General features: G+C 69.2%; 22 protein-coding genes, 1 tRNA gene and 2 pseudogenes. 13 read left to right on the top strand and 12 right to left on the bottom strand.

The window, feature by feature from the left end:
• The first annotated feature begins 21 nt into the window (after positions 1 to 21).
• The 4 genes and pseudogenes from ACVW19_RS12240 to ACVW19_RS12255 all read left to right on the top strand — a co-directional run bounded on the left by ACVW19_RS12240 (position 22) and on the right by ACVW19_RS12255 (position 3035).
• Positions 22 to 1371, top strand: a complete 1350-nt coding sequence (locus ACVW19_RS12240; protein ID WP_457459199.1) for an MFS transporter — start codon at positions 22 to 24, stop codon at positions 1369 to 1371.
• A gap of 78 nt (positions 1372 to 1449) precedes the next feature.
• Complete coding sequence (locus ACVW19_RS12245; protein ID WP_457459201.1) at positions 1450 to 2028, top strand: nuclear transport factor 2 family protein; 579 nt, start codon at positions 1450 to 1452, stop codon at positions 2026 to 2028.
• 171 nt (positions 2029 to 2199) lie between these two features.
• Positions 2200 to 2448, top strand: a pseudogene (locus ACVW19_RS12250) (aminopeptidase); the annotation flags it as partial.
• Positions 2449 to 2597: 149 nt separating this feature from the next.
• Positions 2598 to 3035 (top strand): glutaredoxin domain-containing protein, encoded by a 438-nt coding sequence (locus ACVW19_RS12255; RefSeq protein WP_457459203.1) that lies wholly within the window; start codon positions 2598 to 2600, stop codon positions 3033 to 3035.
• A gap of 46 nt (positions 3036 to 3081) precedes the next feature.
• On the opposite strand, the gene ACVW19_RS12260 is transcribed toward ACVW19_RS12255, so the two are convergent.
• From ACVW19_RS12260 to ACVW19_RS12280, 5 genes are all read right to left on the bottom strand, one after another.
• Positions 3082 to 3483, bottom strand: a complete 402-nt coding sequence (locus ACVW19_RS12260; protein ID WP_457459206.1) for a HEAT repeat domain-containing protein — start codon at positions 3481 to 3483, stop codon at positions 3082 to 3084.
• A gap of 162 nt (positions 3484 to 3645) precedes the next feature.
• Entirely contained in the window at positions 3646 to 4233 is a 588-nt protein-coding gene (locus ACVW19_RS12265; RefSeq protein WP_457459208.1) for a class IV adenylate cyclase, read from the bottom strand.
• Between the two features lie 365 nt (positions 4234 to 4598).
• Complete coding sequence (locus ACVW19_RS12270) at positions 4599 to 5336, bottom strand: VOC family protein (RefSeq protein WP_457459210.1); 738 nt, start codon at positions 5334 to 5336, stop codon at positions 4599 to 4601.
• Positions 5337 to 5558: 222 nt separating this feature from the next.
• Positions 5559 to 6458 (bottom strand): GNAT family N-acetyltransferase, encoded by a 900-nt coding sequence (locus ACVW19_RS12275; protein ID WP_457459212.1) that lies wholly within the window; start codon positions 6456 to 6458, stop codon positions 5559 to 5561.
• 401 nt (positions 6459 to 6859) lie between these two features.
• The gene (locus tag ACVW19_RS12280) at positions 6860 to 7396 is read right to left on the bottom strand and encodes a hypothetical protein (protein WP_457459213.1); all 537 of its coding nucleotides are present in this window, start codon (positions 7394 to 7396) and stop codon (positions 6860 to 6862) included.
• A 350-nt stretch (positions 7397 to 7746) separates the two neighbouring features.
• Here ACVW19_RS12280 and ACVW19_RS12285 point away from each other — a divergent pair, with 350 nt between their 5' ends.
• On the top strand, positions 7747 to 8319 hold the full coding sequence (locus ACVW19_RS12285; RefSeq protein WP_457459215.1) for a hypothetical protein: 573 nt from the start codon (positions 7747 to 7749) through the stop codon (positions 8317 to 8319).
• 96 nt (positions 8320 to 8415) lie between these two features.
• A complete protein-coding gene (locus tag ACVW19_RS12290) occupies positions 8416 to 11568 on the top strand; it encodes a DUF3427 domain-containing protein (protein ID WP_457464575.1) in 3153 nt (1050 codons plus the stop codon).
• A gap of 31 nt (positions 11569 to 11599) precedes the next feature.
• On the opposite strand, the gene ACVW19_RS12295 is transcribed toward ACVW19_RS12290, so the two are convergent.
• Entirely contained in the window at positions 11600 to 12313 is a 714-nt protein-coding gene (locus ACVW19_RS12295) for an ATP-binding protein (RefSeq protein WP_457459217.1), read from the bottom strand.
• Between the two features lie 153 nt (positions 12314 to 12466).
• On the opposite strand from ACVW19_RS12295, the gene ACVW19_RS12300 reads away from it, so the two are divergent.
• From ACVW19_RS12300 to ACVW19_RS12310, 3 genes are all read left to right on the top strand, one after another.
• Positions 12467 to 13312 (top strand): helix-turn-helix domain-containing protein, encoded by an 846-nt coding sequence (locus ACVW19_RS12300; protein WP_406469641.1) that lies wholly within the window; start codon positions 12467 to 12469, stop codon positions 13310 to 13312.
• Positions 13312 to 13509: a DUF397 domain-containing protein gene (locus ACVW19_RS12305; RefSeq protein ID WP_457459218.1), complete on the top strand. Its 198-nt coding sequence runs from the start codon at positions 13312 to 13314 to the stop codon at positions 13507 to 13509. The genes ACVW19_RS12300 and ACVW19_RS12305 overlap by 1 nt, the downstream gene beginning before the upstream one ends.
• Positions 13510 to 13818: 309 nt before the next feature.
• Positions 13819 to 14163 carry a hypothetical protein gene (locus tag ACVW19_RS12310; RefSeq protein ID WP_406469639.1) on the top strand — a complete coding sequence of 115 codons (345 nt, stop codon included), beginning with the start codon at positions 13819 to 13821 and terminating at the stop codon, positions 14161 to 14163.
• Between the two features lie 335 nt (positions 14164 to 14498).
• On the opposite strand, the gene ACVW19_RS12315 is transcribed toward ACVW19_RS12310, so the two are convergent.
• Positions 14499 to 15602 carry a helix-turn-helix domain-containing protein gene (locus tag ACVW19_RS12315; RefSeq protein WP_457459220.1) on the bottom strand — a complete coding sequence of 368 codons (1104 nt, stop codon included), beginning with the start codon at positions 15600 to 15602 and terminating at the stop codon, positions 14499 to 14501.
• A 222-nt stretch (positions 15603 to 15824) separates the two neighbouring features.
• Entirely contained in the window at positions 15825 to 16262 is a 438-nt protein-coding gene (locus ACVW19_RS12320) for an MmpS family transport accessory protein (RefSeq protein ID WP_457459222.1), read from the bottom strand.
• Positions 16263 to 16414: 152 nt separating this feature from the next.
• On the opposite strand from ACVW19_RS12320, the pseudogene ACVW19_RS12325 reads away from it, so the two are divergent.
• Positions 16415 to 16567, top strand: a pseudogene (locus ACVW19_RS12325) (alpha/beta hydrolase); the annotation flags it as partial.
• Between the two features lie 234 nt (positions 16568 to 16801).
• Here ACVW19_RS12325 and ACVW19_RS12330 read toward each other — a convergent pair.
• The 3 genes from ACVW19_RS12330 to ACVW19_RS12340 all read right to left on the bottom strand — a co-directional run bounded on the left by ACVW19_RS12330 (position 16802) and on the right by ACVW19_RS12340 (position 18552).
• Positions 16802 to 16875, bottom strand: a tRNA-Ala gene (locus ACVW19_RS12330).
• A 344-nt stretch (positions 16876 to 17219) separates the two neighbouring features.
• The gene (locus ACVW19_RS12335) at positions 17220 to 17498 is read right to left on the bottom strand and encodes a hypothetical protein (RefSeq protein ID WP_457459224.1); all 279 of its coding nucleotides are present in this window, start codon (positions 17496 to 17498) and stop codon (positions 17220 to 17222) included.
• 217 nt (positions 17499 to 17715) lie between these two features.
• Positions 17716 to 18552, bottom strand: a complete 837-nt coding sequence (locus tag ACVW19_RS12340; protein ID WP_457459226.1) for a dienelactone hydrolase family protein — start codon at positions 18550 to 18552, stop codon at positions 17716 to 17718.
• A gap of 131 nt (positions 18553 to 18683) precedes the next feature.
• Between ACVW19_RS12340 and ACVW19_RS12345 the strand changes: the two genes are divergently transcribed.
• Together ACVW19_RS12345 and ACVW19_RS12350 are read left to right on the top strand one after the other, a co-directional pair.
• Entirely contained in the window at positions 18684 to 19667 is a 984-nt protein-coding gene (locus ACVW19_RS12345; protein ID WP_457459228.1) for a GlxA family transcriptional regulator, read from the top strand.
• A gap of 427 nt (positions 19668 to 20094) precedes the next feature.
• A complete protein-coding gene (locus ACVW19_RS12350) occupies positions 20095 to 22266 on the top strand; it encodes a TerD family protein (RefSeq protein ID WP_457459230.1) in 2172 nt (723 codons plus the stop codon).
• A gap of 256 nt (positions 22267 to 22522) precedes the next feature.
• On the opposite strand, the gene bla is transcribed toward ACVW19_RS12350, so the two are convergent.
• A complete protein-coding gene (bla, locus tag ACVW19_RS12355) occupies positions 22523 to 23449 on the bottom strand; it encodes a class A beta-lactamase (protein ID WP_457459232.1) in 927 nt (308 codons plus the stop codon).
• A gap of 220 nt (positions 23450 to 23669) precedes the next feature.
• Here bla and ACVW19_RS12360 point away from each other — a divergent pair, with 220 nt between their 5' ends.
• Entirely contained in the window at positions 23670 to 24320 is a 651-nt protein-coding gene (locus tag ACVW19_RS12360) for a TOPRIM nucleotidyl transferase/hydrolase domain-containing protein (protein WP_457459233.1), read from the top strand.
• Positions 24321 to 24408: the final 88 nt, after the last annotated feature.

A 24408-nucleotide genomic window follows, 5' to 3' on the forward strand; every position in this document is an offset into this window, starting at 1 on the left:
GACACCGAGGAGAGTGAAGCAATGAGAGTCAGTGGACTCGACGGGCAGGCCGAAGCGACCCAGCCGGACACGGCACCGGAGGGCCCGGAGGCCGGGAGTGGGACACCCACCGCCCGGCGCGCGGTCGTCAGCGGCGCGCTGGGTTCCGCACTGGAGTGGTTCGACTTCTCCGTGTACGGCGCGCTGTCGGCCACGGTGTTCCCCCAGTTGTTCTTCCCCGACCTCGCGCCGGGCACCGCGCTGCTGGCGTCGTTCGCGACCTTCGGGGTCGGGCTGGTGGCACGGCCCCTGGGCGGCCTCGTGTTCGGCATGCTGGGCGACCGGCTCGGCCGCCGGAACGTCCTCATGTTCACGCTGCTGCTCATGGGCGCGGCGTCGGTGCTGATCGGTCTGCTGCCGACCTACGCCACGGTGGGAATGGTGGCCCCGCTCGCGCTGGTGACACTGCGGTTCCTGCAGGGCTTCGCCCTGGGGGGCGAGCACACCGGGTCGCAGCTCATGGTGATGGAGCACTCGGCGAGCCGGCGCCGCGGTCTCGCGGGTGCGCTGATGTCGGTGGGATCGCCGATCAGCCAGGTGCTCGCCACCCTCACCCTGACCGGACTCGCCGCATGGCTCACCGAGGACCAGTTCACCGGCTGGGGCTGGCGGATCCCCTTCCTGCTGAGCGTGGCGCTCATCGCCGTCGGGTACTACATCCGGCACCGCGTCGAGGAGACCCCCGCCTTCCTCGCCAACGAGAGCAAGAGCGAGAGCGAGCAGCCGGCGCGCGGGCTGCTGAGGCAGCACCGGAAGACCGTGATGCTGCTGGTGCTCGCGTGGGCCGCGCCGGGAGCGCTGTACTACATCACCGTCACCTTCGCCATCAGCTACCTCACGGGCCAGCTCGGCTTCGACAAGAGCTCCACCTTCGGACTGATGGTCGTCGCGAACACGATCTCCATCGGGGCCAGCCTGCTCGGCGGCTGGTCCAGCGACCGGATCGGCCGCAAGCGCGTCCTCTTCACGGGCCTCGCCGTGCTGCTGGCCTTCCTCGTCCCGTTCTTCCTGATCCTCGACACGGGCAACTGGTGGATGGCCGCGCTCACCATCACGGGTGCGCTGTGCGGTGTGCAGTTCATGACCGGATGCCAGGGAGCCTTCTACGCCGAGGCGCTGCCGACCCCCGTCCGGTACACCGGATCGGCCCTCGGGCTCACCGGCGGAAACATGCTGTTCGCCGCACCGGCGCCCCTGCTCGCGACGTGGCTGATGCAGATCTCGGACAACGGAACCCTGCTGATCACCGCCTACGGCCTGCTCACGATCCTGATCTCCGCCGTGGCGATCCGCCTGCTCCCGGACCGCACCGGCCGGCGACTCGAGGCGTGACGGGGACCGCACCCTGTCGTACGCGCCCCCACCTACGTCCCCCCACCTGCCTGAATCCTCACCCGAGGGAGAAAAACAATGACCGACGACGCAGTGCGCCCCGCCAGCCCGGTGACCGAGGAGGACCTCCGCCTCCTGCGGGAACTGAAGGTCAAGGACCGGCTGCACGACCTCGAGGTCGCCTACTGCCGCGGGATCGACCGGCGTGACGCCCAGCTGCTCAAATCGATCTACTTCGAGGACGCCTTCGTCCGCCTGGGCGACATGAAGGAAGGCGGGGTGGACGAGTGGGTGGACTGGATCATCGACGAGTTCAAGCCCCGCTTCGAGAACACCACCCACTACCTGCTGAACGAGTGGTACAAGGTGGACGGCAAGACCGCCGAGGGCGAGACCCACCGCCTCTCGTACCACCGGTTCGGGGACCCGTCACGCGAACTGATCGCCGCCAGCCGCACGTTCAACCGGTACGAGGAGCGCGACGGCGTCTGGAAGATCACTTTCCGCGAGGTGATCCGGGACTGGATCCACGAACGCCCCGTGGACCAGGAGCTGTTCACCGGTGGGTTCGCCATGGAGCTGAGCAAGCCCGGCCCCGAGGACAAGAGCTACCAGGTGCTCTCGATGTTCGGCCGCGGCCCACTGCGGCCCGAGTGACCCCTGGTCCCGTATCCGGCCACCGCCCCGCCGACCGCGGGACGGGCCCGGTACGGGAACCCACACCACCATGAGCACCGATGACCTCGCACTCATCCCCCGGGGGCGGGGTCATCGGTTTCCCAGCGCCACCGCCCGCTCCCTCGCACCCCGGCCCTCCCCTCCGCCGTCTCCCCCCTGCGCTTCGACCCGGACGCGATGCCGGACATCGACCGCTGGGTCCGCCGCAGCGGCACCCGCCTGCTGTTCGTCAACGGGACGCAGGACCCCTCGACCGCCGAGTCCTTCCCGCCCGGCCGCCACGACTCCCGCGTCCTGTGGATCCCCGGCGCCAACCACCACACCACCATCGCCGACCTCCCCACCGCGGACCGCACCGAGGCCACCACGATGCTCACCCGCTGGACCGGCCTCGCCTGAAAACCCTGGAGGACCTGGAAGCACCGGAGGAAGGACCTCCTACGACACACGGGCTCCACAACCACGGGAGTCGTCCCGCGGCTGTGGAGCCCAGCTGTTCACTCAGCCAGCTCGAACAGCCCGTCCCCTCATCGATAGCCTGCGTCCTCATGACGCGTGCTTGGATTCTGCCGATGCTGCTCGTGCTCTGCGGCTCAGCTCTTGCAACTGGGCTTATTTTCAAGGGGAGCCCCGGCACAGCCGCAGCACTCCTGCCGGTGTTCGCACTGTTCGCATGCCTGAACTCGCCTCTGATCTTCCCGAGGTCGACCAGCGCGATGGAGGCACAACGCCGCAGCGCGGCCGACGGCCGGCCGATCGTCTTCTGGCGGCCGGGCTGCACGTACTGTCTGCGACTGCGCATCCGGTTGGGCCGCAGCGCCCGCCGACTGCACTGGGTCGACATCTGGCGCGATCCGGCCGGAGCGGCGGCGGTACGGGAGGCCAACGACGGCAACGAGACCGTACCGACCGTCGTCGTGGCGGGCCGCCCGCACACCAACCCCGACCCCGCATGGGTGCGCGAACAGATCCCCCCTTCCGCCTGATCGGGAACGGCACCCTGGAGTCCGCCGACCCCCCGGCGGGGCATCCTCAGTCCGAAGTGTCAGGCCCGCTGTCACCTATGAGCCCAGTCATCCCGAGCACTCGGAGAAGCCCGTGCATCCGAGCCGGAGGATCCGCCCCACCGCCCACTCCCACGAGCGCGTCATGCACCCCGGCCTGCAGCCAGTCGACCTGGTTGTCGTCAGCCTCGGCAGTCGCGAGAGCGATGAGCTTCACGGCGTCCACCGTCCCCACCCGGGCCAGGGCTTCTGCCGTCTGCCGGGTCACCGCCGTGTCCTCGACGTCCAGCAGCAGCCCCACCAACGCTTCCGCAGCCTCAGGAACATCAGCGAAGGAAGCAAGCTCACGCCCGGCACGCGCCCGCTGCGACCACGAAGGAGACGACGCCTCGGCCAAGGCCGCCGCCAACCCACTCATCTTCTCCGGCACAACCAGACAGTCTCATGCCCTCGAAGAAAATCGGACCCCGAACCGAAGCCACCCACACACTTGGCGAAGAACATCGAGGCCCCCGTGGCGAACTCGGCGGTCCCGAGGATCATCCGGTGGTGCCGGGCGACTCCTGCAAGCGTGGCTTGTCCGCCTTCAGGGTCAACAACACTGGGGTGCCGAGGAGGGATCCCCCTGCTTCTCGGCGTCGGAGAACAGGAGAGTGGACTCCGCGAGGATGTCGCGACCGGCCTCGCTCCTGTAGATCTCGTCGACGCTGCCGAACCGGGCCTCGGAGTAGTCGAGGTCCAGCAGCACGGCGGCCCGCCGGACCGACGCCTCGTCGGGTCCCTCGATCTCCAGGAAGGTGGGGAGGTCGGGCCAGGTGTCGAAGTCGAAGGCGACCTCTCCCAGACGCCACTCCTCGCGGTAGTTCTCCTGGTAGCGGACCTCGGTGAGGCCGACCCGGCGCAGGATGTCGGCCATGGCCTGCAGGTCGGTGACCTCGGTCTCGATCTCCTTGGTGCCGTCGATCGTCGTGGCGTCGGTGACCTGCTTGAGCGTGAGCGTCGAGCGGGTGCCCTCGTCCCGCAGGCGGAGCCACGCCCCTTCGTCGAGGGAGTCGTTCTCGAAGATCTTGCGGGTGAGGAGGGTCCGGGGCAGCGCTTGGACGGCACCGAGGGCAGTCAGCCTGGCCTGCAGTCCGGTGACGTCGACGGCCAGGAACTTCGCCTCGTACTCGTGCTTCACGGGTCCTGCTCTCTCTCAGAAACAGTCAGGTGAGGGTGGACGTTCGGGCTGCCAGGAGCAGGCCCACACGATGAGTGCGGCCGTGCAGCCGGCCGATGCGGGGCCGTTCGGTGAACTCGCCCGTGTGGACAGCCGGTTCCAGGGGCGGGGCGGACTGTCCAGGGCGGCCGAAAGCCGGCGCGTAGCGCCGCCGTGGGCGTCGGGGCCGTACAGACACCGGCCCTACGGCGGCTCGCTCGTGGCGTTCCTGGCGTCCGATGACATGCGCCGGATCACCGGGACACCCTCCCCGTCCCCGGCAGCGTTCGCTGACGCCACGCGGTCTTCGCCGCTGACCCGCGAACGGCCGGAGCCGCTGCTCGAGGTCAGCGAGGGGTGAGGAGGCAGAACTCGTTGCCCTCCGGGTCGACCAGAATCCTCCAGGAGATCGCGGACTGGTCGATGCCGGGGTCGGTGGCGCCCAGGGCGCGCAGCCGGGCTTCCTCTGCCACCGGGTCGTCACCCGGGTAGGGACGGACGTCGAGGTGGACGCGGTTCCACACGCTCTTGGTGTCGGGGGTGCGGAGGAACTCCAGGTAGGGGCCGACGCCCTGGGCGGAGCGCATGCTCGCGTGGTCGTCGGTGACCTCGTGCAGCGTCCAGTCCATCGCCTCGCCCCAGAACCGGGCCATCGCCCGCGGGTCGGTGCAGTCGACCACCACCGCGGCGATCGGCCCGGTGTCCCGGTAGACCGGGCGGGGCTCCAGGACGCAGAACTCGTTGCCCTCCGGGTCGGCCATGACCGTCCAGGGGACGTCGCCCTGACCCACGTCGGCGAGCGTCGCGCCGAGGCCCTTCAGGCGCTCGACCAACTCCGCCTGATGGGCGGTCGAGGTGGTGGCCAGATCGAGGTGCACCCGGTTCTTCACCGTTTTGGGTTCCGGGCGGGCGACGATGTCGATGCAGACGGCCACGGGGTCGGGGTAGGCGAAGCCCACGGGTTCGAGGTTGGTCACACCGGGCGCCTCGCTGTCGACACCCCACCCGAGTACCTCCGCCCAGAACCGGCCGAGCACGGAGTCGTCCCGGGCCTTCATGTTGATCTGCACGAGTCTCGTTGCCATGCACCGATCATAGAAGCCGCCACCGGACCGGGCCTCCGCGATCAGACATGTGCCCGGCCCGGCGCTGACCATCGTCACTCCCGTCGAGACCGTGCGAGTCCTTGGACGTGTAGACCGACGACGAGACGGTGGCCGCCGACCGCAGCAGAGGTCCCACACGCCACGGACAAGGGATCCGGACCCGTCCTCGGACCCGGACCCCTCACCACGTGCTGCTCCTCGCTAAACCGCTCGGCGCGCCGGTTGGAAGTTGATGCGTTCGCCGATCACGGGGAAGCCGGCCTTGGCGAAGTTCGCGGCCATGGGAAAGTTGCCCCGGTCGGTCCCTCCGCTGATGGACTCCGCCCCCTCCTCGACGAGGAAGTGGGTGCACTCCGTGAGCAGGTCGTAGGCGTAGCCGTGACCACGCTGTTCCGGAACGACTCCGATGAAGCCGATGGTCGGGCCGGAAGGGTTGTGGGCCGGGATGTGGATGCCGGCCAGGTCGCCCTCCGGCGTGTACGCGGTCTGCCACCACTCCCGTGGGGAGGGGCACCAGTTGAAGAAGTCGAGTTCCTCCTGGGCGGCCCGGTCGAGGCCGCCCTCCTCGATGGCCCTGAGCGCGTGGGCGTCCAGGGTGACGGAGTGGATGCGGCGCAACGCGTCGAAGAACACGGTGTCGTCGGGTTCGGCGCTGAAGCGCAGGCGTCCGGGCCGCCCGGGAAGACCTCGCTCCGGGGTCCAGCGGTACAGGAAGCGTTCCACCAGGAGGTCGTACCCGGCGGCCCGTGCGGCGGCGAACCGTGCCTCGGCGGCGGCGCGCAGGCCGGGCTCGTCCCGCCAGCCGGCAGGCAGATTGATCTCGAGTTCGACCTGCCAGGGGGCGGAGCGCAGGAGCTCGGCCCCCGCCTCCCCCTCACCCTCGGCCACGTCGAACCAGTTGATGTTGAGGGGCTCCGAGTCGTCGGGGCCGCCCCACCACGCGCCGCGTGCGACGACCTCGCCGTCGCGCAGGGCGACGCGCATCCAGTCGGGGCGGAACCGGGTACGCCGGTGGCCTTCACGGGCGCCCAGTGGGTCGGGGAGTTCGTCGAAGAGACGGGCGTCGCTCGCGGAGAGCGCGCGGATGACCGGATCGGTCATGGATTCCTCCGGGATACAGGCTGCTCGGAGCGCTCCCGGTCAGAAGTGACGAACCACGCCGGGACAGCGGAAGAGGGAGCGCTGGAAAGGTGTGAACCGCACGGCACTCGCCTCCTTCCATCCGTCTCAGGGCGTGGAGCCACACCGTACGCGTTCTTCCCCGGGCCCGCCCATGGATTTCCGCGGCCCTGGGAGGGACGGGTCCGCGGGACGATACAGAGCGCACACCGAGCGTCGCACCTGCCGGAACTCGCCGACCGAACCGCTCGATCATGTCCGGGCTGCTTGCCTCCGGTGGGACCGGTCGAGCCGGGGCGATGCGCGCACAACCGGACCACCGGACAGTGCGAACACCGGGGCGCCGGCAGACCCGCACCTCGCGCTCAACCGCCTTGCCCTCCCTACAACTGGTCCCCCATGCTGGGTAGTTCCGGAGGATGCTCCCCGCCACCGTCCTTGATGTCCTGCTCGCAGGTTCGTCCGTCGTAGGACTGGTCGTTGGGGATGAACAGCACTTCAGCAACCTGCTCAGGGTGCTCGACGGCGAGCCATTCGTCGCCCGTGAGGGGATCGTCGGCCGGTCCGAACGCCTGGTACGAGTAAACCGTCTGACACCCCAACACCACGCGCTCCTTGTCGACCGCGCAGACGTCCACGGCGGGGCCGGAATATTCGTCGGCGCCGTCGAAGCGGAAGCGGAAGCGGAAGCGGACCTGGTCGCCTTCGGAGGGCACTTGCGGGTGGGGCTCAAGGCTCCAGCCAACGACCTCGGCGGTGACGCCGAGAGGCCGCCCCGACGTGCCCTCGACCTGCACCCTCACACCGGCCTCACCGCGCTCCGCCGTCGTGTCGGTACAGCTCCAGAGGAAAGAGCAGCCGGACAGGGAGAGGATCACCAGAGCCAACGGGGCACCGGCAAGTACCCGTGCGGGTAACACTGAGACGACCTCCGGTCGGGGTGGGGCGGAGCAGTGTATCCCGGGGCCTGGCAGCCACCGAAGGGAGCACGGTCACTGCTCCGCACTGCGGCCTGGTACACAGCCTGAAGAGTCAGGAGCGGTACCAGGAAGCGCTCACCGAGGCACGCCGGTTCACCCCGCCTCTGGATCGGAGCCAGAGCGGAAGCCTGGGGATAGGCACGGCCGTCGCCCTCCATGGCCTGGGGCACCAAAACGCAGCGGAAACGCAACCCGTGAGGCACTGGCCGACCGCGAACGGTCCCTGCACCCGGACCACCCCCGCATCCGGGAAGACCGCACGCGGCTGACCGTTCCAGCATTCCAACCATGTGCACCGGCACTCAGGGACCGGCCGACACACTCCCGCCCCCGTCCACTTCGGTCCGGCAAGGAGGTCCGCGACCAGCAAGCGCTCACCTCTGCCGAGGCATACGCCCGCCACCCCGAACGCTCCGGCCGCCGCTCCCGACCCTCCCGAGCCCCCAGACCTCCTGGATCAACACCCCGCCCAAGCACCGCGAACCCGCACCACAAACCTCATAAGCGACTGCTGGCGACAGCACCTCACCGCCCACGGCCCCGCCAACGAGCTCCTGCTCGCCTTCCAGAACCAGCACCGACTACCGGCCCGCTTCAACGAGATCCTCGCCGAGGTCGCCGACTACAGCCGGCTCGTGCAGACCCAGGAGAGCCAGCAGATCAGCGGCGCCTTGGGCGTCCTCACCATCCTCGGCCTCCCCCTGGGTACGGCTCTGGGCATTCTCCAGGTCCTGGGCGACGACTCGCTCTCCCACCTCCTCATCGCCCTGACCCTGTCGGTCGCCGCCACAGCAGCAGTCCTGACCACGCGCTACGGACGTCTCGTGCTGTCGTCACTACGGGGAGGACTGGGCAAGCGGTAGGTCACCTCTCCTGATCTCGCACTGTGGTCACGCCTTCGGTTGTCAGTCCCCCCTGTTAAAACTGGGGCACACATCGCCGTGGTGACCGAGAGGGTTCTGGTGGGAGACGTAGCGGAAGGTACGCAGCCGGTCGCAGGGGTCTACGAGAAGCTGATCACTGACGGCGTGCGTGACGAGTTGCAGCACCTTGAAACCGCGGGGTGGAAGGCCATCGACGCCGAGGTCAGCGCAGAGTCCTCACCTCATGTGCTGGCTCGGCACATCGGTGAAAGCGTGGCTCGCCGCCTCCAGCAACTACCGCCCCACCAGCAGGTTCCCTTCGCCAACCAGATCCTGGCGTCCCTAGACGTCAACACTGGTGACCAGAGCCACACCGAGCCCGGCGGCACCATCGCGGACGGGCCTCGCCAGCTGCTGGCCCTCGCCAAGCAGGAGGCTCCGGGAGCCTACGCGATCCGTCCACTCACGCCCCTCTCCGAAACGTCGCTGCTCACCAACTCCCCGGATGACCTCAGCCTGGGGTCGGAGCTGAGGGCCGAGTTGGCCACCGCGGACCGGATCGATCTGCTCTGTGCCTTCGTGAAGTGGTACGGCATCCGCGTACTGGAAGACTCCCTGCGTGCCGCAAAAGAGCGGGGCGTACCGATCAGAGTCATCACCACCACCTACCTGGGCGCAACGGACCGCCACGCGCTCGACCGTCTCGTGCGCGACTTCGGTGCGACCGTGAAGGTCAACTACGAGATCCGCTCGACACGGCTGCATGCCAAGGCATGGCTCTTCCGTCGCGAGACGGGATTCGACACCGCCTACGTCGGCAGCTCGAACCTGTCACGGGCCGCGCTGCTGGACGGACTCGAGTGGAACGTACGTCTCTCCTCCGTCGCCACGCCCGCGGTATTGGACAAGTTCGAGACGACCTTCGACGCGTACTGGAACGACACCGCTTTCGAGACGTACGACCCCGACCTTCACGGTGAGCGTCTCGATGGAGCCCTGGCACAGGCCAGTGGAAGCACCTCTACGACCGACCTGAAGATCAGTCTTTCCGGTCTCGAAGTACGTCCTTTCCCCCATCAGCGGGACATGCTGGAGCGGTTGAGCGTCGAGCGCGAGCTCCGCGGACGGCACCGAAACCTACTTGTTGCGGCTACCGGCACGGGGAAGACCGTGATGGCCGCCCTCGACTACCGCAGCATCTGCCGGTCGGCGACCGGTGGTCGGCCGCGGCTGCTGTTCGTGGCCCATCGCAAGGAGATACTCAAGCAGTCTCTGCGCACCTACCGAGAGGTGCTGGACGACGCCTCGTTCGGGGAGCTGCTGTATGGCGGCGCGGATCCACGCGACTGGAACCACGTCTTCGCCAGTGTGCAGTCACTCAACGTCCACAGGTTGGAGCAGTTGGCTCCCGACCACTTCGACGTCATCGTCATCGATGAGTTCCACCACGCCACCGCCTCCACATACCGACGTGTCCTCGAACACTTCACGCCGAAGGAACTGCTGGGCCTCACCGCCACTCCGGAGCGGATGGACGGGCTCAACGTTCAGGACGAGTTCTTCGAGGGCCGTATCGCTGCCGAGATGAGGCTCTGGGAGGCGCTGGAGAACGACCTGCTGTGCCCCTTCCACTACTTCGGCATCCCGGACGGCACGGACCTGACGAACCTCAACTGGAAGAAGGGCTCCTACTCTGATCTGGAGCTCGGCAATCTCTTCACGGGCAACGAAGCCCGAGCCCGCATCGTGGTCAAGCAGATCCGGGACAAGGTCTCCAACCCCGGCGCCATGCGGGCCCTTGGGTTCTGCGTCACCAAGGCGCACGCCCACTTCATGGCGGAATTCTTCCGCAGGGCCAACTTCCAGGCCGTGGCGCTGGACAGTGACTCGCCTGCAGACGTGCGCTCCCAGGCTCTGGCCGATCTGCGGGACGGCAAGCTTCAGGTGATCTTCTCGGTGGACCTGTTCAACGAAGGGCTCGACATCCCCGACGTCGACACTCTGCTTCTCCTACGGCCCACCAACAGCGCCACCGTTTTCCTTCAGCAGCTCGGGCGAGGGCTGAGGCGCACCGAGACGAAGCCCGTGCTCACAGTTCTCGACTTCATCGGACAGCACCGGGCGGAGTTCCGCTTCGAGGAACAGTTCCGAGCCCTGACCAACCTCTCGCGGAACCGGCTCGTCGAGCACCTCGAGCGGGACTTCCCCCAACTGCCGTCCGGTTGCCAGATCATCCTGGAGGGCAAGTCGAAGGACCTCGCCCTCGACAATATCCGGACCCAACTGGGCACCACGGTCAAGACGTTGGTGAAGGAAGTCAAGGAGTACAGCACCCCGCGTCTCGCTGACTACCTCCGGGAGAGCCGTCGAGAAATCAAGGAGCTGTACAAGAGCGACAACTCCTGGACGGCCATCCTTCGCCGAGCGGGCCTACTCGACGATGCATCCCCGGCGGGCGAGGCCGCCTTGCTCAAGCGCGTTCACGCCTTCCTGCATGTGGATGACCCCGAGCGGGCTCAGGCCTACCTGCGCCTCCTGGAAGACGACGCTCCGCCATACGCGGCACTGGACTCGTCCGACCAGGCGTATGCCCGCATGCTGTTCTTCAACCTGTGGGACAACGCCGGCGGATTCACGAGCTTCGAGGAGGGCTTGGCGTCCCTGCGCCCACAGCAAGCGCTCCGGGACGAACTCCGGCAGGTGCTGTCGTACGTCATCCAGGAAGCCGATCACTTCCCGATCCCCCTGTCGGGCCACCTCAGCCAGGTCCCGCTGAAGGTCCACAGCGCGTACAACCGGTCGGAGATCCTGGCCGCCCTCGGTGTCGCGCGCTTCGGCGGACAGATGCCCAGGTCCTTCGCGCAGGGCGTGCAGTGGGTCGATGAGCTCCAGACGGACGCACTGCTCATCACTCTTGAAAAGAACGAGAAGGACTTCTCGCCCACCATCCGTTACAAGGACTACGCGCTGAACCCTTCCCTCTTCCACTGGGAGTCCCAGAACTCCACGGCAGCCGACTCCCCCACAGGCTTGCGCTACCAGCAGCACGCGCACCGCGGCAGCCGTGTCCTGCTGTTCGCGCGCCGCTACAAGAACACGGACACAGGCAAGCCGCAGCCGTGGATGCTCCTCGGCCCGGCAACCTACGAGAGGCACACCGGCAGTAGGCCGATGGCGATCACCTGGCGTCTCAAGCACGACCTCCCTGCCGACGTGTGGACGTACTCGGCCGCCATCGCGGCAAGTTGATCCAGTCACGCCGGTCCGGGAGCTGCTTCCCTCAGGAGAACCGAGCCTCGGTCTCGGCCTCGAAGTGCGCTTGGGCCTGGTCCAGTACATCGTCGGCGTCCCGTCCGTACACACGGCACCAGTAGAGGACATCGGTGATGATGTCGATCGCCGCGTCTTGGGCAACCGCCGTTCCCAACCGACTCTGACCAGGCCCCAGCGGCAGCGACACTTCCCCGCCGTACAAGCTCAGCAGGTCCGCGGCTCGGGCCAGGCGGGGAAGCGCTGCGTGCCGGCCTGCCCTGGCAGCACTCACCCGCAACTCGCACCAGGTGGCCTTTCGGTCACCGCTGAGGTCGACTCCCCAGCGGTCACTGACGGCTTCGATGAGCGCCATCCCCCGCCCCGTCTCCGCCTCGACGTCCGCGCAGGCAAGAGTGGGAAGCGCACGGGGGTCGGGGTCATGTACCGCGATGCGCAGGTGGGTGCTGTTCAGCGAGGTCACGAGCGTGGACGGCGTCCCGGGCCCGACGTGTTTGATGACATTGGCGGCGAGTTCGCTGACGCAGAGCTCAGCGCTGTCCGTCAGCTCTTGCAGCCCCCAGCACTCCAAGTGCGTTCGCAGGGCTCTCCGCAAGAAGGACACCTGCTCGGCGTCGGCCAGAAACGGCAGGCTCCACTGCCTCGTTGAAATCCATCGAGAGCCGTCCACGTCGTACCCCACTCTCCGACTCGCACCCCTGTTGGCGCACAGTGACTTCGTCACGACTCAGAGTTGCAGTGAAACTCTCAAAATGGAACTCTCTCTTTGGGGGAGTGGGAGCGCGACTTCCTCTCGCACGCCCCCAGCGCATACCGCCTTGCCGTCCAGAGCGAGAGACCACGACGATCTACCGGATCGACATGAAGGGCCACAGACATGGCAGTCGGACCTACCACCCGCAGGCGCCAACTGGGCGCCGACCTGCGCCGCCTCAGGGAACTCAAGGGACTGACCCTCGAAGAGGCGGGTGCCCGAGTCGGCATCTCGAAGGCGACACTGAGTCGCTACGAAACGAAGGAAGGCACAGTCAAGTGGCCTTCCGTAGATGCTCTTTGCCGCGAGTACGGCGCGACGGAGGAGGAGCGCGCAGCCCTGGTCGAACTGGCGAAGGGCGCCAAGATTCAGGGCTGGTGGCGCTCCCTGGCCGACCCCATCCCCGAGTCCATGAACCTCATGCTCACCCTCGAAGACGAGGTTGTACGTGAGGACCACTACGCCTGCATGTACATCCCCGGCCTCCTCCAGACCCGCGCGTACGCCGAGGCCGTGCACCAGGCATCGGAAGTGCAGTGCGAAGCCCGCGAAGTGCAACACATGGTCGACATCCGCATGAAACGCCAGGAGTTGCTGGACCGCCAGGAACCGCCGCACATCTGGTGCGTGATCGACGAGGCGGCACTCCGGAGGCAGGTCGGTGGCCGTGAGGTGATGCGGAAGCAACTGGAGCACCTGCTCGCGATGACTCAGCGTCCGCACATCACCGTGCAGGTTCTGCCGTTCGCATGTGGCGCTCACGCGGCGGCCGTCGGCAGTTTCGCCGTCCTACGCGGACAGACTCCCGCACTGGACGTGGTGTACGTCGATCTCCTCGGTGGCGGCTTGTTCATGGAGAAGCCACAGGAACTCGAACGCTATAGGTTGGCGTTCGAATACCTCAGCGCACAGGCACTCGACTTCGAGTCCTCCGCCGATCTCATCGACCGGGTCAGCAAGGAGTCCTGATGACGACACCGTCCGAGCCCGACTGGTTCACGTCCTCCTACAGCGGCGGCAGCGGCACCGAGTGCGTGGAATGCGCGTGCTCCGTCGACGGCACGCTCATACGTGACTCGAAACGGGCGGAAGGCCCGGTGGTTCATGTGCGGGCTGGTGCGTGGAGCGCGTTCGTGCAGTCCCTGGCCCTCGACACCCCCAGGTAGAGCCACGATTCCCGTGGGGCCGCACCTTCGGGTGAGGTGCGTACACCTCGCTCGGCCGCCCCGGCAGCCGGGGCGGTCCGCCGCGGGTCGCGGTGATCACCGCAGGGGCTCCGCCGCAGTGGATCCGGCATTCGCTGCGGCAGACCTGTCCCGGACGCTTCTCGGACAGGGCGCTGGCCAGGCCGGACAGTCCATGCCCTGTCCGGGACATCTTTCTCCGCTTTCCTCCTTCTTCGTCCTTGCCATTCTTGAGGCCGTCAGCCGGGGAGGCCCCGGCTGAATCCGTCAGCAGCTGAGAAGGAGTACATCGTGCGTATTCGTTCCGCTCTTGGTGTCGGACTCGGGGGAGCTGTTCTCGCTCTCGGTGCCGTGGCCGTTCCCGCACAGGCCGTCGAGGCGGCACCGCAGGGCGCGCTGGCCCTTCCTTCGTGGTGCACCAACGGTGAGGCGTGGGATGTGGACGGCAGGACGTACGGGGTTCGCTGTGACGTGACCTTCGCCTACTACGCGAAGGTCACCTGCACGAACGGCAAGAGCACGAAGATCGCCAGGGGGGTCCAGACGAACGACAACCGCTGGTCGTACGCCTACTGCACTTCCCACGGGAGCAACTGGCGGGTCGTTCCGGGCACGGGAGGACCCGTCAGGGCCTGATGACTCCCGGAGCCCCCCGACTCCGGAGTGGGCCGGACGCGCAGGCAGGCGGCACGGCGGCTTGTCGTCACTCCGGTGACGGCCTCGCCCGCACACCCGAGGTGCAGGCCTGGCGTGGGTCCCCTTGACGGGGGAGTGTTCACAGGAGGGGCGCCCGGAGGCACAGAAGGTGGCTTCCGGCGCCCCTTTCGACTGCACGTCTCACGCTCGTACGCCGGCGGGAGGGCCCCGGGAAGCCGGTGATGTACGGGTGGCACCTCATGGGCGGGTCGGATTTCCGGACGACGAGGGGTGGGGCCGGGTTCGGTGGTGGGCGTGCGGCCGGTGACGGCGTGTCATTCCGGCTCGATGATGAACACCTGGCCGTTGGCGTCCTGCACGGTGCACCGCTGGGCCACGGCCACCGCGCCCGCCTTGTCGGAGCCCTGGGAGCCGTCGGGGTCCTCGGCGCTCTCGCGGATGCCGACGCACAGGGGTTCCGCGTCCTGGGCCGGCCTGAACCGCCAGTGGTCCGTGCCGCCGCCGGGGGCGGGCTCGATGCGGAACCGTTGGGCGGTGCTGCCGCCCCGGCAGGCCTTCCAGGGCCAGGGTTCGAGCATCCCGTGGAACGGCCCCCCGTCGAGGACGGTGAGGCAGCCGGGGCCGTGGTCCGGGTGGTCCCACTTGATGAGGTACAGGCCGTCGGACTCCCGTTGGAGGTACGTGCGCGGCGGCACCGCCTCCGTGCAGGGCCGCTGCACCGCGACCGTCTTGGTGTCGCCGCCCACCCGGGCCTCCCCGTCGGTCAGGCACAACGTCGGCGACCCGACCGGCCGTAACCGCGACCACCCGGGAGTCGGCCCGGCCGCCACGGGGGTGGCCGCCGGGCTCGTGGAGGCTTCCGGGCCACCGCTCTTGGAGTCTCCCGTCCGTTCGTCGTCCGGCAGCAGAACCACCGCGGCGATGACGAGCAGGACGATCGTGCCGAGTGAGGCCAGCGCGACGAGCGGGGTGAGCAGGGCGTTACGTGTACGACCGCCACCGGCGGCCTCGCCCTCGGTGGCCTCGCTCTGCGGGGCGCGGCCCGTCCCCGGAACGCGGTCGGCGTCCAGGGCGCGATCGGACTCCGGCGCACCGCCGGCCCCGGAGGCTTCCGGCCTCTCCGCATCCGCGAGGTGCTCGTACTCCGCGAGCCGTTCCCGGGCGGCGAGCCACTCGGCCACGTCCTCCCCGGGGCCGCAGGCCCGTACCAGCGCCGCGACGAGCTCGGCCCGCGGCAGTGCGTCCCGGCGCAGGACGTCCGCCAGGGTGCTGCGCGCGAGCACGTCGCCGCGTTCGGCGGCCCGCTCCTCCAACTGCCGGTAGGTCAGCCCGCTGTGCTCCTTGAGCCGCCGCAGCAGTCCGACGTACTCGGCCGGAGTCCGCGCCTCACCGGGCTCTGTGCCGCCTGAGATCGCCATTCCGTCATTGTCGTCACGCGCCTCACACCCGGCAATCCCCGACCCGGCCACGTCGGGCGTCCCGCCTCCGCCGTTCCGGACAGCCTTCCGACCGGCCCGGACAGCCCGGCCCTTGTCCCGGACAGCGCACACCGTTGCCGGACAAGATTCCACGGTTCAGGCTCGGTTGACGTCGCCGCAGGCCGGACCCACGGGGGTGGACCGGCCTCGGCGGCCACCGGCTCAGCCGACGATCGGGGAGACGGCGACGCAGCCGGTCACGGAGACCGTGCCCGCGTCGGACTCCTCGGCCAGGGTCTTGCCCTTGTGAAGGATCTTGCAGGAGAGGTCGCCCGAGCCGTCGGCGTCCACGGTCACCGGTATGACGACGGGCGCCTCGATGCCACGCAGCTTCACCGTCTTCTTCCACGGCAGCGTGGGGTTGTCCACCGTTTCGAACTTCGGGTCGGCCGCGTCCCCGCCGCCTGCGTTGAACTCGATGGAGTCGACCTTCTCACCGGTCACCTCATAGGTGACCTCGTACTCTTCGTCGAGCTGCTGGTCGACTTCCTCGACCAGCTCCTCCTCGGCCTTCTCGGCGGTCTCGGAGCAGGCACTCAGGCCAAGGACGAGGCCGCCCGCGACGAGCGCGGACATGAGCGAACGGCGTATGCGGTTCATACGGATTGACCCCCGGTCATGCCAACTGTGTAGGGGGTAGAAAATAGTTGAAGGGACAGTGAAGTCAACTCATTATCAAATATGCGAAATTGCTGGTCAGAACTGGTGTCTTTGTACTGTCGAGTGGCGAGAGAGGCTGCTGAGCCGTCACGGTGGGCACCGGCCCGGTGGGCTACTGGGGTGTGTCGTTGGGGTGCGGGCTCGGTGTTCCGTTCGTCGCGGCCGAACCCCGGGTCCGTGCGGCGGTGCTGGACCTGGGCGGGGCGGTGGCGTCTGCCTGCGTCACCGAACGTGTCGCGCCCCCGTGGTGAGGCCACCCCGGGCCTTGCGCGGAGCCGTGCCGAGAACCGGTGCGGGGAGTACGCGTTCGCCTGGAAGAGTGCCGGTGCGGTGCGCTCCCGGAACGCGTCGCTCACCCACAGGCAGGAAGAACGGTCCGGCTGCCGTCCTCCCCGGGCCGGCGCCGGTCATGGGCTGCAGCGCCAATGGGGCGTCCCTTGATGTGGTTCAGGTCGTCGTACAGCAAGGGCGCGGGGGGATGGGGCCGACCGGATTCGAACCGGCGTTCTCCCCCATGCGGTGAAGGCGCGACAACCACTGCGCCACGAGCCCCACCCCGTTCGTGATCATGCGAGCCACCTGCACTCCATCGCCCTTGCACTGCCGAAGGCGACGAAGGACAACTCGGCGTGGAACGGAAATCGCTGTTCGTCCAACTCACGAAGGCGTGGCCAGTAGTCGTAGGAGTCCGTTCAGCCGGTCCGCGCCGGTACCCCGCGGAGTACAGAGCGAGGCTCCTCGCCGAGCAGCTCCGCGAGATGCGTGCCGTCGTCCTCCGGCCGTCTGCGCGAAGCACCCCGAGTGCTTCGTCCGCAAGCTGCCCGAGCCGCCGAAACTCCCCGAAGCGGCCTGGCTCGACAAGCCGGCACCAGCCGGCCCACTGATCCCGGCACAACGTCAGAGGTCGCGCACCGCGAGCAGTTCGACCGCTGCCCCGGACGACTCCAGCAGTGGTGCAGCGGCAGAACGCCGGGGATCCGCCCGGTAGGCGGCGAGATCCTCGCTGTCGGGAAAGGTGATGAGGTGGGCCTCGACCTGATCGTCCAGAGTGCGCAGTCGGCGCTCAAGGCGCCCGCCGTACTCGGCGAGGAGCGGCAGGACAGCGCTTTCATAAGCGTCGAAGGCGCCCAAGCCCCCTTCAGGCAGCCGCGCGAGCATCAAGTAGGTGACGGCCATGGCTCCCTCATAGCGGTCCGTGAGAAGTGATCTCCTGAGCCTAGCCGGGGTACACGCCGTCAACGCCGCCCCGGCGGCCGCCCGTCCGCGCGACCTCTTGGAACGATCTACCCGCCTTGACCGCTTTGACCGGTACCGGATCGCGTTCCCCTCCGGAAGCTGACCCGCACCGGCGACGTCCCGGTCCGGCCGCGTGAAGCCCGGGGGCGCCGAGGGCTTATTCGGGTTGCGTCCCCAGCCGCTCGGCCAGAAAGGCGGTGATCTCGTCCCGGGCCTGCCGGGTGGGGTGGCCGTCCTGGTCGACGAGGTGTGCCGTGACGACGCTGTGGGCGCAGCCGACGACGTCACGGAAGAAGGGCGGAGGGTTCGTGTTCGCCGTCCCGGCTTCGAGTACGCGGCCGTCGAACGCGTCCCCGAGCAACGCCCGGTAAGCCGCGAACCGCCGGCCGGTGCACCACCTGTCGTTGTCGAAGCGGTAGGCGAGAACCTTCAGTCCGTCTCGTGTCACGCGTTCGGCCACGGCGGCGGCGTCCTCGTCGCTGATCTCCAGACCGCCGGGGTCGTCGAGCGGAAGCGACGGATGGTTGACCACGGGTGCGATGACAGCGGGTTCGAGCGCCATGGTCAGGGCGAAGTTGCCGGTGAAACACAGACCGACGGCGCCGACGCCGGGCCCGCCGCGCTCGGCGTGCGCCTGGCGGGCGAGGCCGCGCAGCCAGGTGACGACGGGGCTGGTGCCGCCACCGGCGAACGCCCGGAACTCGGCGCTGACGCACGCGCGTCGCATGACGGTCTCGCCTGCCCCGGCGAGCGGGTAGGCGCCGTCGATGCCGAACAGAGAGGGCAGGTACACGGAGAAGCCTGCGTCCCGCACCCACCGCGCGAACCGCGCGACGTCGGGGCTGATGCCCGGCATCTCAGGCATGAGGATGACGGCCGGTCCCGAACCGGCGACGTACACGGTCTTGTCGACGCCATCGACGCCGACGGTTCTCCGCGTGAAGTCGTCCAAGGGGTCGCCGTCGCTGTCGCTCTGTCCTCGCATGGTGGTCATGACCGTGATGATGACGAGTGGCCGCCCTCCCCGAGAAGCGGCGGCATCGCCATGTGACCCGGTAATATCGCCACCCGTCGATCTCGCCACCCCTTGATCTCGCCACTCGTCCAACGGTGCCGGAGGGCCGCATGAGTCCGCTGCGCGTCGGTGTACTGGCCTACCCCGGCTGTTTCGCGTCGGAGGTGTTCGGAGTCCCCGACCTCCTGGCCATGGCAACGCACGTCGCCGCGGCGCACGGGTCGGTGCAGCCGGCCTACGAGGTGTCGGTCGTCTCGCCCCGGCGGCGGGTGATCGCGTCCGGCGGCTCGGTCCTGGACGTCTCGGCGGTTCGCCCGGTGGACGTCCTGATCGTGCCGGGCTTCGAGCTTTCGCCCACGCTCGATCTCGACGCGACACTCGCGAACCTGGGACCGGAGGTAGCGTCGATCCGTTCGCAGGCGGCCTCCGGGACCGCTGTCGTATCGATCTGCGTGGGCGCCTTCCTGGTCGCCGAAGCCGGGCTGCTCGACGGGCGCGAAGCCACCACGGCCTGGCTGTTCGCGGACCGGTTCGCCGACCGGTACGCCGACGTGCGCCTCCGCCCGGAGCGCCTGGTCGTGACCGACCGGGGCGTGACGACCACAGCGGCCTTCAGCGCCATGTACGACTTCGCGCTGCAGTTCATCCGCGAGCACGACGGCCCCCGCGTCGCCCGGAGCACCGCGCGTATCACGCTGGTCGACGACGCGCGTTCCACCCAGGCTCCCTACGTCGACTCGGCGCTCGTCCCCACAGCGGGCAGGGAGTTCTCGCTCGGCGTCAAGCGGTGGCTCGACCAGAACCTCAGCGCTCGCTACGACCTGCCCGCCCTCGCCCGGGAGTTCCACGTCAGCACGAGAACCCTGCTCCGCCGCTTCGGCGACGAAGCCGGTCAGACGCCGCTCGCGTACCTGCAGACGGTCCGGGTGCGCCGGGCCAAGCACCTGCTGGAGACGACGGACAGGACCGTCGCGAGCATCGCCGCCGGCGTCGGGTACCGCGACCCCGGGACGTTCAGCGGCATCTTCGCCCGGCACACGGGCCGGCGTCCGGGGGAGTACCGCGCGAGGTTCCGTCGTCGCTGCGACGCGTAGGTACGCGACCGGCGCGCCTACTGCTCGTGGCGGGCGACGGAGAAGTCGACCTGGAGTGCGCGGCGGTGGGCCACGTAGGAGCTGACGGTGCACTCCGGTGGGGCTCCGTTCTGGTCGGTGACGGGTCCGATCATGGCCGGAGAGGTGGCCGCAGAAGTCTTCGGGCACCCCATCGGCGTCGCTGCCCCCGGTCTTGTCACCAACCTCCGCGAGGAGAGTCAGGGGTCCAGCAGCGCCGGGCAGCACGACGTCTTGCGCCGGAAGAACTGACCACCGAACCGGCATCCGTCCGGCCAAGGGCTGTCCTGCGGCGGTCGGTCACGGATGAGGTGATCCTGTTGTGACAGGTGTGAGCACGTCGTCGGGGGCGTGGGCGTGTACGAAAACTCCGGTGCGCCGTCTCGCACACCTCTGCGACCATCCCCGAATGGCGCACAGTCTCGAATCGCTGGTCATTCGGCACACCCACCGCCTTCCCTCCCCCGCGGGCTCCGCCGGGCAAGGAGCCACCGCCGCGCGGCAGTTCGACGCGGCGCTGGCGTCCGTGGGTTTCAAGCTCTCGGCGGAGCTGCTGGAGCGGCTGTCGGGGCTGTCCGAGGCCGCGGTCGTGCACACCGCCAGGCGGACGCTGCGCACCGTGAGCGAGATGGTGGGCGACCACGTCCGGCACAACTCGTACTTCATCGACTTCCCGGCGAACGTGCCGGACACCGAGGAGTTCTGGACGCGGTGTGTGGCGAAGGCGCTCTGCGACGACACCTCGCGCGAGAGCGTGCTGACGCAGCTGGCACACGGGGTGCTGGACCTGCTCAGCCTTCCCACGTACGGCCGTTACCAGCACACCTACGAGGAGATGCTCGCGGCGCAGGACGAGCTGATCGCCTCGGCGGGCGACCGGGTGACCGTGCTGCACCTCGGGCGGGGCCTGGACGACGAACTCACGGACCTGTACCTGGCCCTGGCGGGCAGCACGACGCCGCTGGGCGAGGAGCACCTGCGCGACCTCAGGACCCTCGCCGAGTGCTGCGCGCTCGGCCCCCAGCCGGAGTCGATCCCGGTCCGGGAGAACCGGGCGGTCGTCAACGAGGCCCGTCTCGCCGTCGGCGCGGACCTCCTGCTGGACACCGTCACCGACGTGCTGCGGCTGGCCTGCGCGCTGTCGGGCGGCGACGTGACGCTGCAGGAGCCGACCCGGTTCCGGACCCTCCCGCGGCCGGCCCGCCGTGCGCTGCTCGCGGGCCTCGACGCCGTGGTCGCGGCGAACCCCGCCAAGCTGGCCGATGTGCACGCGCACCGCGAGCCCTTCAAGCGGCTCGGCGAGCGTCTCCACCCGCACGAGTACCCTCGCTGGCCGCACGCCGCCGACGTGTTCGCCGTGGCCCGGGGCGAGAAGGAGGCGCGGTCCTTCGACAGCCGTGTCGAGGAGCTGCTCCGCGCGTCCGGCGTCCTCGGTGCGGTGCGGCTGCTGGAGTCCGCTCCCGGCAAGCTGTTCCGCGCCCTGGACCTCCTGCTGCGCAGCGCCGCCGGCCAGGACGAGCGGGACGCGGTGGTGGCCGCCGCGGCGCGGGTCGCTCCCGAGGTCTCCGGCCGGGTCGTGCTCTCGGTCCGCGAGCACTTCCAGAACCGGGAGCGGGAGACCGGCGCACCCCGGATCTTCGTCAACCGCCGTGGCCGCGGCTGGGCCGCCCCCGACGCCCGGTCGCCGGTCCCCGCCGCCGACCGCGACCGGCTGATCGCCGCCCTCGACGCCGAGCTGCGCCGCAGGCTCCCGGCACCGGGCCGGCTGCTGCTCGACCCCGACGTCCTCGACGTGGCGCTCCCGCTCAGCGGCAGGGCGACCGCGGCCGGGCTCGGCGTACTGCCGCGAGGTTCGCTCTCGGCGGTCGACGGCGAACAGCTGCGCTTCTTCGTGTACTGGAAGCAGACCGGGCGCCGGACCGACTACGACCTCTCGGCGCTGCTCCTCGACGCGGACTACCGCACCCGCTCCTGGCTCTCCTACACGTCCCTCAGGGCTGTCGGGGGCAGGCACTCGGGCGATGTCACCGAGGCGCCCGAGGGGGCCTCGGAGTTCATCGACCTGTCCCTGCGCCGGGTACGCGGCGCGTTCATCGTTCCGCAGGTCAACATCTACGACGGCGAGGGCTTCGAGGAGGTCGAGGAGTCGTTCTTCGGTTTCATGCTGCGCGACGGTGAACAGAGGGGCCGGCCGTTCGAGCCGCGCACGGTGCGCATGAAGTCGGACCTCCGCGGGGCGGGCCGGGTGGCGCTGCCGCTGGTGTTCCGGCGCGAGGACGACGGCCGGTGGCGCGCGAAGTGGCTGCACCTGTACCTGAAGGGCGTCTCGTCGGCCAACCGGGTCGAGCAGAACCAGGTGTCGGTGTCCAAGGTGGTGCGCGCCGTCGTGGAGCGCGAGCACCTGACGGTGCGGTACCTGGCCGACCTGATGTCCGGCGACACCACGGCCGTGGATCTGTGGGACGGCGGGCCGGTCCCGGACGAGCCCGTGACGTACATCGGTCTCGGACGTCCCGAGGGGCTGCACCCGGACTCCCGGGTCATCACCCTCGAAAACCTGCGCGACGTGGTCCCGGGCTGAGTGCTAGCGTTTCCCGCGGCGAGGCCATGAAGGGGCTTCCTTCTCAACTCCTTTCCTGAACAAGTCCTTTCGCTTTCCTCGCCCTCGACATCGCTCCGGGCGGTGCCCGCGCTCACCGCGCGGGCACCGCCCGAGCCGTTTTCAGGGTCTGTTCCGCGTGGCCACGGCTGAAGAGGACGGTATGCACCAGCGGGCTCGGAGACGGCGCGGTGCGGTGCGACGCACAAGGCTGACAGGTCGGTGCCTGTTCCAGGGGTCAGGTGAGTGCTCTCGCCAGGAGGGTGGCGGTTTCGGCGATCAGCGGGTTGTCGGGGGAGGCGTCGGGCTCGTGTTTCGTCGTGAGGACTGCCATGACGAGGGGTGAGCGGCCCGGGGGCCACGTGATGCCCACGTCGTGGTTGGTCCCGTACATCCCGACCCCCGTCTTGTCGGCGACGGTCCAGTCGGAGGGCAGGCCGGCTCGCAGTTTCGCGCCGCCCGTGGTGTTGGCGAGCAGCCAGTCGGTGAGCCGTTCGCGGTCGCCGGCCGCGAGTGCGGTGCCGAGAGCCAGCCGGGCGTAGGTCCGTCCGATGGCGCTCGGGCTGGTGGTGTCCGTCGTACGCCACGGTTCGGCGGAGTTCAGTTCGGGCTCCCACCGGTCGAGCCGCGTCGTCCTGTCTCCGATGGAGCGGCAGAACCTGGTGATCGCGGTGGGTCCTCCCAGCTCCCGGAGCAGGAGGTTTCCCGCGGCGTTGTCGCTGTGGCAGATGGTGGCGGCGCACAGTTCCGCGACCGTCATGCCGTCGGCGAGGTTCTCCGGCTTGCCGGTGATCGGCGCGTAGCCGGAGTCCGTGACGTCCTTCCCGGTGTATCGGACGCGCCTGGCCAGGAACTCCCCGTCACGGTCGAGGTCACGCAGCACAGCCGCGACGGCCAGTGTCTTGAAGAGCGAACAGACGGGGAAACGCTCGTGCGCGCGGTACCGCACCGTCCGGCCGGTGGCCGCGTCGCGGGCGTAGACCCCCAGCCGGGCGGAATGCCGCCGTTCGAGGTCTCTCAGCCGGCGCATGATCTCGCTGCCGTTCTCGGGTGTCGACGCGTGGGCGTTTCCGCTCGCGGGCAGGGCGGTGGCCAGTGCCGCTCCGGCTCCCAGGGCGAGCACCTTACGCCGGGACGAGGGCTTTCCTGCGGTATCTAAGATCATCTTCTCCTCCGGTCAGGATCTCCACTGCCAAGAACGCCCGTCCGGATCGCCTGGTTCCGCCCGAGGGGAGACGCACCCTCGGGGCAACCGGGCAACAGAGCGGTCGGCGGCCCTCGTCGGCCTCCTCATACTGCCGCTCGTCCAGCCGAGGAGAAGATCGCCAGGGCTCCGGCAGAGAAAATCCGTACCGTGCCGGCCGGAGAGGGCGGAGACTCTTCACATGGCCGACATGGGGGCGTTCCGGGAAGCAGTCGTCGCGTGGGATGCCGGTGGGCCGGGTGGGCCCGCGCGCGAGCTGGCGGCGCGGTTGCCCGTCCGGGCGGTCGTCCTGCTCGAAGGGCCGAGCGACGCCGCGGCCGTCGACGCACTGGCTGAGCGGCGCGGGCGGGACCTGGAGGGCGAAGGGGTCTGCGTACTGCCGATGGGCGGTGCGATGAGCGTCGGGCGCTTCGCCCGGCTTCTCGGGCCGTCACCCGGCCTGGGCCTGCGCCTCACGGGACTGTGCGACGTGCGGGAACGCCGCTTCTACGCCCGTGCCTTGACCGGGTCGGCGGTGGCCGGTGCGGCACAGCCGCAGCGGTTCTTCGTCTGCGCGGCGGATCTGGAGGACGAGCTGATCCGCGCGCTGGGTGTGGCACGGGTGGAGGAACTCGTCCGGGCCGAGGGCGACCTGCGTGCCCTGCGGACGTTCCTGCGCCAGCCCGCGCAGCAGGGCCGCACCCCGCAGCAGCAGCTGCGGCGCTTCCTCGGCACGAAGAAGGGGCGCAAGATCCGCTACGGCCGCGTCCTCGTCGAGGCCCTCGAACCCGACCGCGTACCCGCCCCGCTCGACGACCTGCTCGCCGGCCTCTTGACGCATCCGTCGGCCTGACTTCGGCCCGGGGTCGGGCGGACCCGTAGCGGGCCGTTCACCCATGGACGGGAAGAACGGTCCGACTGCCGTCCTCCCGGCCTGCGCC

This window comes from Streptomyces sp. TE5632 (genome assembly GCF_054061295.1).

What these genes read in the sequence shown, in the direction of transcription:
- ACVW19_RS12240 (WP_457459199.1), top strand. Translation starts at nt 22, where the DNA reads ATGAGAGTCAGTGGACTCGACGGGCAGGCCGAAGCGACCCAGCCGGAC.
- ACVW19_RS12245 (WP_457459201.1), top strand. Translation starts at nt 1,450, where the DNA reads ATGACCGACGACGCAGTGCGCCCCGCCAGCCCGGTGACCGAGGAGGAC.
- ACVW19_RS12255 (WP_457459203.1), top strand. Translation starts at nt 2,598, where the DNA reads ATGACGCGTGCTTGGATTCTGCCGATGCTGCTCGTGCTCTGCGGCTCA.
- ACVW19_RS12270 (WP_457459210.1), bottom strand. Translation starts at nt 5,336, where the DNA reads ATGGCAACGAGACTCGTGCAGATCAACATGAAGGCCCGGGACGACTCC.
- ACVW19_RS12275 (WP_457459212.1), bottom strand. Translation starts at nt 6,458, where the DNA reads ATGACCGATCCGGTCATCCGCGCGCTCTCCGCGAGCGACGCCCGTCTC.
- ACVW19_RS12300 (WP_406469641.1), top strand. Translation starts at nt 12,467, where the DNA reads ATGGCAGTCGGACCTACCACCCGCAGGCGCCAACTGGGCGCCGACCTG.
- ACVW19_RS12305 (WP_457459218.1), top strand. Translation starts at nt 13,312, where the DNA reads ATGACGACACCGTCCGAGCCCGACTGGTTCACGTCCTCCTACAGCGGC.
- ACVW19_RS12315 (WP_457459220.1), bottom strand. Translation starts at nt 15,602, where the DNA reads ATGGCGATCTCAGGCGGCACAGAGCCCGGTGAGGCGCGGACTCCGGCC.
- ACVW19_RS12320 (WP_457459222.1), bottom strand. Translation starts at nt 16,262, where the DNA reads ATGAACCGCATACGCCGTTCGCTCATGTCCGCGCTCGTCGCGGGCGGC.
- ACVW19_RS12335 (WP_457459224.1), bottom strand. Translation starts at nt 17,498, where the DNA reads ATGGCCGTCACCTACTTGATGCTCGCGCGGCTGCCTGAAGGGGGCTTG.
- ACVW19_RS12340 (WP_457459226.1), bottom strand. Translation starts at nt 18,552, where the DNA reads ATGACCACCATGCGAGGACAGAGCGACAGCGACGGCGACCCCTTGGAC.
- ACVW19_RS12345 (WP_457459228.1), top strand. Translation starts at nt 18,684, where the DNA reads ATGAGTCCGCTGCGCGTCGGTGTACTGGCCTACCCCGGCTGTTTCGCG.
- ACVW19_RS12350 (WP_457459230.1), top strand. Translation starts at nt 20,095, where the DNA reads ATGGCGCACAGTCTCGAATCGCTGGTCATTCGGCACACCCACCGCCTT.
- bla (WP_457459232.1), bottom strand. Translation starts at nt 23,449, where the DNA reads ATGATCTTAGATACCGCAGGAAAGCCCTCGTCCCGGCGTAAGGTGCTC.
- ACVW19_RS12360 (WP_457459233.1), top strand. Translation starts at nt 23,670, where the DNA reads ATGGCCGACATGGGGGCGTTCCGGGAAGCAGTCGTCGCGTGGGATGCC.